At 68.4% G+C, this 11,383-nt stretch carries 8 protein-coding genes; 5 read left to right on the top strand and 3 right to left on the bottom strand.

Annotated features, from left to right (window positions below):
- Both ABT063_RS30325 and ABT063_RS30330 read right to left on the bottom strand, forming a co-directional pair.
- The coding region (locus ABT063_RS30325) for a hypothetical protein (RefSeq protein WP_351062662.1) at positions 1–1,198 on the bottom strand (1,198 nt) is incomplete at its 3' end.
- A 46-nt stretch (positions 1,199–1,244) separates the two neighbouring features.
- Entirely contained in the window at positions 1,245–2,066 is an 822-nt protein-coding gene (locus ABT063_RS30330; protein ID WP_351062664.1) for a hypothetical protein, read from the bottom strand.
- Positions 2,067–2,192: 126 nt separating this feature from the next.
- Here ABT063_RS30330 and ABT063_RS30335 point away from each other — a divergent pair, with 126 nt between their 5' ends.
- The 5 genes from ABT063_RS30335 to ABT063_RS30355 all read left to right on the top strand — a co-directional run bounded on the left by ABT063_RS30335 (position 2,193) and on the right by ABT063_RS30355 (position 10,657).
- Entirely contained in the window at positions 2,193–3,431 is a 1,239-nt protein-coding gene (locus ABT063_RS30335) for a metallophosphoesterase family protein (protein WP_351062665.1), read from the top strand.
- Positions 3,428–6,637, top strand: a complete 3,210-nt coding sequence (locus tag ABT063_RS30340) for an AAA family ATPase (RefSeq protein WP_351062666.1) — start codon at positions 3,428–3,430, stop codon at positions 6,635–6,637. Before ABT063_RS30335 ends, ABT063_RS30340 begins: the two co-directional genes overlap by 4 nt.
- A 569-nt stretch (positions 6,638–7,206) precedes the next feature.
- Positions 7,207–8,727, top strand: coding sequence for a TnsB C-terminal domain-containing protein (locus tag ABT063_RS30345; protein ID WP_502990918.1), 1,521 nt, complete (start codon positions 7,207–7,209; stop codon positions 8,725–8,727).
- Entirely contained in the window at positions 8,724–9,497 is a 774-nt protein-coding gene (locus ABT063_RS30350) for an AAA family ATPase (RefSeq protein WP_351062668.1), read from the top strand. The genes ABT063_RS30345 and ABT063_RS30350 overlap by 4 nt, the downstream gene beginning before the upstream one ends.
- Positions 9,498–9,628: 131 nt before the next feature.
- On the top strand, positions 9,629–10,657 hold the full coding sequence (locus tag ABT063_RS30355; RefSeq protein ID WP_351062670.1) for a hypothetical protein: 1,029 nt from the start codon (positions 9,629–9,631) through the stop codon (positions 10,655–10,657).
- Positions 10,658–10,797: 140 nt separating this feature from the next.
- On the opposite strand, the gene ABT063_RS30360 is transcribed toward ABT063_RS30355, so the two are convergent.
- Complete coding sequence (locus ABT063_RS30360; protein ID WP_351062672.1) at positions 10,798–11,355, bottom strand: putative phosphothreonine lyase domain-containing protein; 558 nt, start codon at positions 11,353–11,355, stop codon at positions 10,798–10,800.
- Positions 11,356–11,383 lie beyond the last annotated feature (28 nt).

Genomic DNA, 11,383 nt, shown 5'->3' on the forward strand with positions numbered 1-11,383 from the left:
CCGAACCGCCGGCCATCAACGCCCGGACGGCGTAGGCATCCGCATCCCCAGTCATCAAGTCACGCGACGACATCCACAGGAATTGACAATTACTCTGGCGCAATGCGTGGGTGATGTCTTTCTGGTCCCGTGCCGGGTGCAGTTGGCCGTCGGTGAGGGCCAGAGCTGTAGTGATGGTGTCGATTCCTGCCAGGTCGTCGCGGACTGCGGTGCCGAGGGCTGCGATCCGGCCCTGGTTGCGGGCTTCGTTGCGGCAGTGGAAGGCCAGGTCGCAGTGGTGGCGGCATCCGGGGTTATAGCTGGCCTGCGTGGTGGCGAGTGCGGCGACGAGTTCATTGCGGGGTCGGGTGGGTTGGTTGTCCGGGCCGGGGGCTAGGTCGAGGGTGGTTAAGGGGGGAATCTTGTCCAGCAGCTCGGGCACGCGCCGGAGTCTGTGCAGGTGACGGCTCAGGGTCTTGATCGGCTGGCAGGCGTTGTAGGGCGTGGCGGTGGGGTGCTGGGTGAAGTTGCGGGGGTTGACCAGGATCACGGTGTCGGAGACGCGCTCTGGCGGGAGACCGTTGTCGGCGAGGAGTTCACGCATGGCCAGGACGTAGGCTGCGGCCTGGTTCAGCGCTGCTGCGGCCTTGGTGGGGTCGGGCTGTCCGTGGATGGCGGGAAAGGACTTGATCTCGACGATGTAGAAGTCGCCGTCGTGCTGAAAGGCGATGATGTCGGGCTCGAGGTCGACCTGGTGACCGGCGACGGTCAGGCGCAGTACGGGGTGGTCGAGGAGTGTGCGGGGCTGGCCGGGCTTGTGGCGTGCTGCGCTGAGGATGTGGGTCCGGGTGCGGGAATGGCGTCGCCCCAGGGGAGATTTGTCCTCGGCGCTGCCGACGCTGTTGATGTCGTCGTAGGACACCTCGGACAGGGTGAGGCCAAGGGCTTGGCGTAGCAGAGGCACCAGTGGTGCTCCGCCCTGGGCGGTGACTTTGCGTTCGAAGGCGAGGCCGTAGTCGAGGGCGAGCCGGGATCTTGTCAGCTGCTGGGGCAGGCCCAAGTGGGCGGCTAGGGCGGCTTTGTCGATGCCGGCCGCATCTATGAGGGTGCGGCGGTCGCAGCTTGGGTTGGCGTTCAGCGCTGCCAGGGTTCGTGCATTGTGCGGAGTGGGCGGTGCGTTTCCGCGTAATACGCCCAGTCGTGCGTCGAGCGAGCTCACTGTTTTCCTTGATGGACAGGCACAGCCGTGCGGATTGTGGGCCTGGTTACGCGGTCCGGCGTCGGCTGGCGACGTTGCGCAGGGTGTTGCCGAAGAGCTGCTCCGCGTCGCCGAGTTTCTGCCGTGCTCGGCGGGCGGCTTCGGCCCGGGCGTCGGCGTCGTCATCGGCATGGATTTCCAGCTCGGCTGCGGCTGCCCGGCGCAGCGCGGTGAGATCGAGCGGGCCGCGCGTGCTGTAGCCGTGGATGTTGCGGCTGTAGTGCTGGAGGAGTTGCCGGACGTGCTGCGGCAGTTCGGTCTCGCCGGTGAGGTTCTCGGCGGCATCGGCAAGGCGCAGGGCCGCGGTGAGGAAGTGGACGCGCTGGGTGAGCGGTCCCACCAAACGCTGTTCCAGCGGCCAGGTACTCAGGGCGAGCAGGGCTCGGGCTGGCGAGAGCAGGTCGGAAGTCACAGCGGCGCAGATGTAGTAGGGACGCGCGTAGGGAGCGGAGCGGAAGGAGCGTTCCTCATCGCGGCGCAGGGTGCTCAGGCGTGCCGTGTTCAGGGGGCCGGAGAAGAACGCCTGGTGGACCTGGCTGAGCAGTCGGGGTGGGGCGGGGACGGTGAGGAGAGTCAGCGCTTGGTGGATCTGGTCACGCACCGGCAGGACGTCGCCATCGTCTTCTGACGGTGTTGGCGCCGCAGGTTCGGACTGGGTCTTGTTCGGGCCGTCGTCCAGTCCGCACAGCACGTCCCAGGCTCGCTGCGTGCGCGTCAACTCCTCCTTCAGGGTGCCTGCTTGGGCCTTGTCGTGCTCCGCGAGCGCCTGCCGGATCGCCTCCTGCAGCTGCTGCATGCGTTTCTCGAGAGCGACCAGATGCTCGTCCATGCTCGCATGCTAGCAGTGACCCATGGCGACCAGATTTCTTCCTGTGTTTTTGGTGTAGTGTCCCGGGCTCGTAAGGCACCACCGGTGCCCTCCTACGCCTCGCTTCCCAGAAGGGCGCATGAAGGCATGAGACTGCTCCACACCTCCGACTGGCATTTAGGCCACGTCTTTCACGGGCACCCACGCGAAGATGACTTCGACGCCGTCCTGTCCGAGATCGTGGCCATCGCCCAGGAAAGCCAACCGGATCTGATCGTCCACAGTGGCGATCTGTTCCACCACTCACGTCCCACCGTCCGGGCTATGACGCGTGCCATGCGCACCCTCAGCGAACTCGCCGCCATCGCCCCCACGGTGGTGCTGGCGGGCAACCACGACTCCCCCGCCTACTTCGAGTTCTTCGGCTCCCTGACTGGCCCTTCGTGGGGCCGGGGCCTGTTCTTCGCCGACCGGTTCCGCCCAGCGCACGAGGGCGGCGTCCTCACCTTCGACGCCTGCGGCGGTGAGCAGCGAATCCGCCTGGCGGTCCTGCCGTTCGTGCATCCGAACCGGTTCTGGCAGCGCTCGGCGACCGGCACGTCGTACGCCGACTACGCCGAGGGAATGCGCGGGCTGCAGGCGGAGCTGATGAGGGCCATGCACGAGGGGTACGACCCCGACCGGGACATTCTACTGTTCGCGGCTCATGTGTATGTCACGGGCGCCAAACGCTCCCCGAGCGAACGGGCCGTGGACGACGACTTCGAAATCGGCCCCGCGAACCTTCCGGAGGTCTCGTACACCGCTCTCGGGCACATCCATCGTCCGCAAACGGTGCGGGGCCCGAAGTTCACTGCCCGGTACGCCGGCAGTCCGCTCGCTATCGACTTCGGCGAAGCCGACCAGTCCAAGAGTGTCGTGATCGTCGACGCCGAGCCCGGACGACAGGCCCGGGCCTTGCCTCGCCGGCTCTCGAGCGGACGACGCCTGACGCACTTCACAGGAACCCTTGACGAGCTCAGGGCCTCAGCTGCCCAGTACGACGGGACCTTCCTCAAACCGGTGATCACCGGCGAGGAACCCGACGCACTCCTCAGCCACAAGATCGCCGAGATCGTCCCTCACGCAACCCTCATCAACCCCGCGCTGGCATGCGAAGCGGCCGCCGACGCAGTCATGGACGGTGACCCCGGTGAGGAGCCTGAGCTCCCCGACGCCTTCCGCGCCTACCTGGCACGCGAGGGACTGAGCGGGGCCGCCGCGGAATCCACCGTCACCGCATTCACCCACCTGCTCAACGAGCTCGACGACGAGACGCTACCCCCGGTCCCCGCCGAGGAAATGCTCCGTGCTGCGCTGGAAAACCCCTGGACGGAGGCATCGTGAAGCCCGATCGGCTCATTGTCAGCGGAATGCGCAGCTACCCCGGCGCCTGCACCATCGATTTCACAGGGAAGCGCCTGCTCGCCATCCTGGGGCCTACCGGCGTAGGCAAGTCCAGTCTCCTCGAGGCGATCGTCTTCGCCCTGTACGGGGCGAGCTCGTGGTCGAACGACCCCAAGGAAGCCTACGAGCTGATCAGCAACGGCTGCCCCAGTATGCACGTGACGTTCGAGTTCTCGGCGAACGGCCGTCAATGGCGGGTGCGGCGAACCCTGTACGCAAACCGTAGGAAGCCACAGGCCTTTCTGGAGTGCATGGCCGAATCCAGCACCGACCTGCGAGTCGACAACACGCGTGCGGTGACAGAAGCCGTCACCCAGCTCATCGGGCTGGACTGGAAGGGCTTCACCAGTACGGTCCTGTTGCCTCAGGGGAAGTTCGACACCCTACTCAAGGCGAACAGGGGCGACCGTGGCGACATCCTGCGGCACATCTTCGGTATCAACGAACTGGAACGTGTCCGCAAGCACGCCAGCGTTCGACTGGATCGGCTGAGCGCGGGCATCCTCGACGCCCGGAGCGCCCGAGCGGAACTCCTACGAGATCCCCATGCTGTCGCCACACAGGCTGCCCTGGATGTGGAGCGTACGACGGCCCTCGCCGCCAGTCGGCGCGAGCGGCTGACCGCTCTGCGCGCGGCACAAGGGCGGGCCGTCGGGCACAAGCACCGCAAGGCCGGTCTGGACAAGGCGGCGCGGCTGCTGCGTGAGCGGAGCGTTCTCGATGCGGCTGTCACGCTGGCCACGCTGGCCAAGGTGAAGACGGAGCTCGATGCCGAAGCCGCAACCCAGGAAGCGAGCGCACGCGATCTGAGCCTGAGACTGGAGGCGGCACAGGCCGCTCTGGACACAGCCGCGCAGGCCGGTGACACGATCCGGTCCCTGTCCGGTGCGGTGACTGTGCTGTCCGGCCTGCCGGGCCGTGCAGCCGGGTTGAACGCCATGGTGCAGCGGCTTGAACAGGAGCAGCTACAGCACAGCGAACATGGGCAGAAGCACACGCAAGCACAGCGGGAGCTGGCCGAACACGAGCAGCGCCTGGCGGTCCTCGTCAAGGATGCCGAACTGGCGCAGCACGCCGTTACCCGCGCCCGCACGCACACCGACCAGGTTCAGGAGACCGTCCGGGCCGCGCTGCAGGATGCCACTGCCGCAGCGACACATCTGCAGTCGGCCCACACGGCACTCGAGACAATCGAAGAGCAGCGCGGGCGCGTCGACAGGCTGGAAGCCGAACTGCGCGAACTGCGCGAGGCCCGGCAAGCGGCCGAGAACGCTCTTGCTGCGGTACTGCGCGGCGAGGCCGCCCACATGGCGGGGTCCGCTCTGGCTCCGGGAGACGACTGCCCGGTCTGCATCCGTCCCCTCCCGAGCGACTTCACTCCCCCGTCTCCGGTGGACAGCAAGGCCGTCGGGAAAGCCAAAATCAAGGTCACCGAATCCTCGAAGTCCGTGAACCCGGCTGTGACCGCCGCAGCGGAGGCAACGGCTCAACTGAACACGGCCAAGCAAGCGGCTCAGAAGCATCAGCACGCACACCTGGCCGCCCTTGAGCGCATGGACACTTCACTGCTCCAGCTGCAGGAGCTGGTGGACACGATGCGGCCGAGCCTCGAGCCTGGCGTGGCCACCACGCTGGACACGCTGAGCCGGCAGACGGCCGCGCAGGCCCGTGCTCTCACAGGCAGCACCCCCAAGGGCCGGGCCCAGATCACGCGTGCGGTCAAGGCACTCGTCCAGCCGCTGCGCGACGCGGAAGCCGAAGCGCTAGCGGCCCACACAAGCGCTCAAGCAGAGCTGGCGACGGCGCAGGCCGAGAAGGAGGCGGCCCAGGCCGACCTCAAACGCCAGCGTGGCCGCTTGCAGCGTGAACGCAAACGGCTGGAGAAGACCCGACTGCAGTATGAGAGCGATCTGCAGACGCTGCTGACCGCGGTCACCGACCTTCCGGCCTCGATACGGCCCGCCCAGGACACACCGCAGGACCTCCCCTCCCCGAAGGACATCGCATCGTCGCTGGAGACAGCCAGCCAGCGCCTCGCACGGCTCGAGCAGACGGCACAGGCTCGTGACGAGGCACAGCAGGCCCTCACCGAGCACGCAGCGCACCAGACGGACCTGGGCGGACGCCGCCAGCGCAACGTGGAAACTCCCACCCGGAATCTCATCAAGAAGCTGGAGCGCTGGGCAGACGCCGCCACGGATGCCGAGAGCCTCCTCGGTGGCGAGACGCCCAAGGAACTGCCGCCTTCCCCGGACGGATCCGACCTGGCTGTTGTCGACTCCTACTATCTGGCCCTCGCCTCGCTGAGTCAGCAGCTGACAAGCGCACTGAAGCAAGCCAGGCAGCGGGCCGTCGACGGGATCCACGCGTTCGAGAAGGAGCTCCTCCTCCAAGCCGACGCCGCCGGTGACAAAACCGACCATGACCCGGGCTTCCCGGTGCCGGAAAAGAGCGACCTGCTCGCACCCGCCGTGCTCGACCCGCTCAGCCGCAAGACGAGCGACGCGGAATCGGCGCACGACACAGCCAAGTCCGACCTGCGTAAGGCTCAGTCCCAAATCCCGCACGCCGAGGCTTTGGACGCTGCCATCACCGCCGCGAACGAGCAGGCCGTGGTGTGGCGGAGAGTGAGCGACCACCTCACCGACACGAAGTTCCTCACCTATCTCACTGAGCAGCGCACCCATTCACTGCTCCGCCACGGGAGCAGAATCCTCCAGCAGATCTCCAAAGGGCTCTATGCGTTCACCAAGGACTTCAAGATCGTGGAGTCCGCCACGAATCTCACACGCGGCTACGAGACCCTTTCCGGCGGGGAGAAATTCCAGATCTCCCTCGCGCTGGCACTGGCACTCGTGGAACTCCACAACCGCAGCAAAAGCAAACTGGAGAGCCTGTTCCTGGACGAGGGGTTCGGCTCGCTGGACTCCGACCGCCTGGACGACACCCTGTCTGTCCTGCGCAGCAGTGTGACCCGGGACAAGACCGTCGTAGTCATCAGCCACCTGTATCCGGTGGCCGAGGCCGTCGATGACGTGCTGTTCGTCGAAAAGACCGTCCAGGGTTCCACGGCCACCTGGCTCACGGAACAAGATCGCGCCGCAGTCATTCGCGATGGGATCCGGAACCTGCTGGAACACACCTGAGCATCACCGGGCTGGCCAACAGTGGCGCCGAGGAGCCCACCCGCCCCCGGGCAGCCTCTTTGGACACCGGTGACCCTCCTTCCTTCCTGTACCCGGCCAATCCCGCACTTCCCCCCGGCGCATCAGGGCACCCCTGGAAGCCTGCGACCGGCGCTGACAAGCATCCAGCTCAGCGCCGGCCAGCCATCCACCCGATGGCGCCGTAGCAGGACCGGCCGACGCCGGGCCGTCTTTGATGTCCCGGCGCAAGAGTGCTCCTTGGAGCCAGGCCATCGAGGAGAACGCCCTCTCCCGGCGAAGTTGCTGACACTCGCACCCAGCGCATGCTCATGGCTCCGCCGTGGTCCACCTCCCCTGGCATGACGCCGCGTCACAGCCCTGACGACTGCCGCGGTATGCCGCGCCTTCCACCCTGTGGCACCGCCAACGCCCGGGGTCGGCACGGCACTTCTGACCCCCTTCCACGATTCGTATCCATGTAAGGAGCAGACCGCATGAGCGACTCTTCTGCCGACGCGCTGGGCGCCGGTACAGCGGTTTTCACCGCCCGCTCGGGGCGGCTGGCCGCGCTGCCGCGGTTGCTGTCGCTGGACCAGAGCGGCGAGCTGACCAGCGCGCACGTGAAGATGGTCGCCACGGCCGTAGGCCGCTCGGAGCGGGCGGTGTGGCGGTGGGTCGCCACGGCGCGTGCCACCGGCCACGTCAATGCGGCGGACCGGACGCGGTTTCGCGTCACCCCGGAGATCCGGCGGCTGCTGGTGCTGTGGGGAGGCAACGCCTCGGCCGTGCACCGCGAGCTGAAGCAGCGGGCCATGGCTAATCCCCGGCTGCCTGCGGTCCCGTCGCTGTCGACGATCCACCGGGCGCTGCGGCGGGACCTGACGCCCGGGGAGCGGGCCGGGCTCGCCAAGGGGGAGGCCGCCCGGCGGGCCTTTGACGTGTACGGGCAGCGCCCGGCCACACACCGCAACGCCGCCTGGGAAGGCGACCACAAGTGCGTGCCCGTGCGGGTGTTGCTCGAGGACCAGCTCGTGCAGCCCTGGGTGACCTGGTTCATCGACTGCCACACCAAGGTCATCACAGGTGTGGCCGTAACCCCCCACGCACCCAGCGCAGATGCGGTGCTTGCGGCCCTGCGGATGGCCCTGGACCGTGCCGAGCCCTTCGGCCCGGCCGGCGGCCTGCCCGGCCTGATCCGGGTGGACCGCGGCAAGGAGTTCCTGTGTGCCACCGTGGCCTCGGCCCTGGGCGCCTTCGCCGTGCCCGTCGTCGATCTCCCGGCCTACAGTCCGCATCTGAAGGGCACTATCGAGGCGCTCAACGGTGCGGTCGAGGACATGCTGTTCGTCTCCATGCCGCGCTACGTGCACCGGCAGACGCTCACCGGCGGCCGGACCGCGGATCCGGACGAGCCCGCGCTCTCCTTCGAGGCGTTCGTGGAGCTGCTGCTGAAGTGGGTGCGCTGGTGGAACACCGAGCACCAGCCCAGGGTGCTGGGCGGCCGCACTCCGATGGAGGCGTGGCGCTGCGATCCCACTCCCCTGCACGACGTTGCCGCCGAGCAGCTGGCCCATTTCGGGCTCGAGGACGACGGGCGCACCCGCACCATCACCACGCAGGGCGTGCGGTGGCGCAACCGCCACTACATCGCCCCCTGGATGGTCGGCCAGGCCGGCGTCCGTGTCGCGGTGCGCCACCTGCCCCACCACGACATGACCATCGAGGTCTTCGGCCTGGACGGCGCGTACCTGGGCAGCGCCGTTCTGGCCGAGGCGGCCAGCGAGGAGCAGGTCAACAAGGTCCGCAAAGCCCGCACCGCCAAGGCGCGGCGGCTTCGCGCGGACGTGAAGGCCGCGGCACGGCTGCGCCGCGAGCGTTTCACGGCCGTCACCACCGCCACCCCGCCCGAGCGTCTGGGTGCGCTGACCGAGGCGGAGGCCGAGGCGGAACTTGCCGAATCGGCCGCCACGGACCTGCGGCGGGCCGATCCCGGCTACATCCCGCACCAGCCCGTCCCGGACGGCTGGGCACACCCGATCCCACCGGCCGCGGACGGGCCGGAAGACAACACCCCTGAGGAGAACGCGTGAGCGGCGACATGGACTACGGCAGGCTGCCCGCAGAGGACGAGGACCACTTCCACCGCCTCGATGCGCATCTGGTGGCCACCGACACGCTCATGACGACACTGGACGACGTCCAGGCGACGATCGACGCCAAGGCCATGATGGTCGCCTACGGAGCGGCCGGATACGGCAAGACGATGTCGGTGAACTCGGCGCTGCGCAAGATCGCCCCCGACAACACCTACCGCCTGGAGCTGCGATCGGGGCCAACCCCCCGCGACATCCGCCACGGACTGTTCCACGCCCTGGGGCTGCCCGGGGAACCGCCCACCCGGCCGATCGAATTCGACACCCTCCTGAAGGAGACGCTGTCGCAGACATTCCGCGTGCTGGTGTGCGACGAGGCCCAGTGGATGGGCCGCAGCTCGTTCGAGTACTGGCGCCACCTGTGGGACGACCGCAACACCGACATCGCGGTGATCTTCGCCGGCGGCGACAACTGCTACAAGGTCCTCAAGCGTGAACCGATGCTGGCGTCACGGATCTTCATCTGGCAGAAGTTCACGCGCATGCCCGAGGACGAGGTCGTCGGCACCCTGCCGGCGTTCCACTCCCTGTGGGCCAAGGTTGCCCCGCAGATGATCCGCAACATCGACCGGGCCGCGGCCCACGGCAACTTCCGCAACTGGACCACCATCACCAAGCACATGCTCAACGGCATGAAGACGAAAGGCCTGACCGAGGTCAGCCAGGACCTCGTCAACTGGGTGTACAGCAAGCTGGGCGGCATGTAGCAACGGCCGCGATGCGCGGCGGCTCGGCGAGCAGGGGCCGCCGCCAACAACCCTGCGCGCCGTACGGACCGGCCTGACGCCTGGCCGGTCCGGGCTGTGCGGCGGGGCGCGGCCAAGAGGGGGTGGTGGCAGTGGCGTACAGCGACGTGACGATCGTGGTGGACGAGCGGGACGACCTGTTCTACACCCGGGCGGCGCTGCAGGCGCACCGGCCTGGGGAAGGCCGTATCACCGTGCAGCCGACGCCGGCCAGCGGCAGCCCGGCCGCGCTGGCGCACGACATGCTGTATGCGCTGGGCAAGCGGCTGGCCCCCGGGCCCAACTCCCCCGATGTGTGGCTGGACTCGGTGAACGCGGCCTGGCTCGCCGCGGCTGCCTGGGGTGTCGCGACCGGGGTGCGGCACGTTGTGGTCCCCCGGGCCCATCTGCTGACCATCCGGCGCATCGACCAACTGCTCGCCTGGCGCGAGTTGACGGGGGCTCAGCTGACCCTGCTGTGGCAGAAGGCCCCGCGCGCACTGCCGCCGGCGCTGGCCCGCATGGAGCGCCGTATCAGCGGCCGGGACCAGTTCGAGGCCCTGCTCGCCGAGCCGGGACCGATACCCGCACGCCCGTCCTTCCCTCCCGCTGCACCGATGGCAGGGCCAGCCGCGGTGGCAGCGGGGCAGTCACCCGCCCGGCAGCCGCAGGAGACGTGGGCGACGTCGCTGAGGCCCGGGCGGCCGGCTCACCCTTGCACCGGCGCGATGGCAACGGCGCAGCTGGTCCAGGCCGCCCCTGCCCTCGAGATCGCGTCCGCGGAGACCGCCGCTCTGGCCGCTCTCGCACACCCGCTCATCGCCGGAGCCCTGAGCGTGCTGGCCCTCACCCGGGCCGGCCTGGGCAGCCTGCGCTTCACCCGCGACCTCGACATCACCAGTGACATCTCCGCCATCAAGCTCCACGGGGTCGGCCACCGGTACTGCCCTCTGCACGCCATCCCTGCCTGGGCACGCCCACTGCTGGCCGCCGCCCGCGCCCACCACCGTCTGACACCCCACCCGCCCGAGGACAGCATGTTCGCCCCCGTCATGGTCGCCGAAGCCCGGCATCTGCGCGCGCATGCCGGACGCCTGCCCCGGCTCAACCTGTCCCTGCCCGCCGGCGTCCTCGTCCCTTGAGGTGCGCGTACCGAAGCACCCGCCCTGCGCACCAGGCAAACGGCAGCGCTGATGCAGGTGATGTCGGAGACTTCGCCCGCTGTGTGGCCGACCCCTGGCGCGACGCCTGTTCTCTCAACACGGAAGCACAGGCCGCCTGCTCAGGTGCGCTTCGGCACTGGAACCTTTCTGCGCGCCGCGGCAGTCCTGCGGGCCTGGGCTCGCGCAGCGTGCTGGTGCTCGAGCGCTTCACGGGTGCGCTTGGGGATGACCAGTTTCATCTTGGTGGCGGGCGCTACGAAGGTGCTGGCGCCGGTGCCGTAGCGGCCGTTGCGGGTGTCGCTGTTGGTCTTGTAGAGCAGGACGTCGACGATGCCGAGGGCTCGCAGGTTGGTCAGGACGCGTTGGACGTCGTCGATGTTGCGCCAGTCTCGGGTGTAGACGCAGATGGGGCGGCGGGTGTCGTCGCTCTTTGTGCGGGTGTTGAGGAGCGTGGCCGCCTTGCTGCGGTAGCCGAGAAGGCCGTCTTCGGTTGCGGTGCGGATCGTGGCCCAGGAGCGGTCAAGGAGGCTGAGCGGGGTGAACCAGAGCCACTTGCCGCTCCAGGGGTGGTCGTCCTCGGTCAGGGAGGTGTCCGGGGCGGCGGCCCATAGCCAGTGCTCGGTCGTCTCGCGTGAGGGGGCGTCCTGCTGGGCCGATGGGGCGGTCTTGGCGATCACGATCGGCACTGTATGCGAGGTTTGTTAG

This window comes from Streptomyces sp. NPDC002838, from assembly GCF_040295365.1.
Lineage (GTDB): Bacteria > Actinomycetota > Actinomycetes > Streptomycetales > Streptomycetaceae > Streptomyces.

Excerpts from the sequence above, each read along its gene's own strand:
- ABT063_RS30330 (WP_351062664.1), bottom strand. The coding sequence starts at position 2,066 with ATGGACGAGCATCTGGTCGCTCTCGAGAAACGCATGCAGCAGCTGCAG.
- ABT063_RS30335 (WP_351062665.1), top strand. The coding sequence starts at position 2,193 with ATGAGACTGCTCCACACCTCCGACTGGCATTTAGGCCACGTCTTTCAC.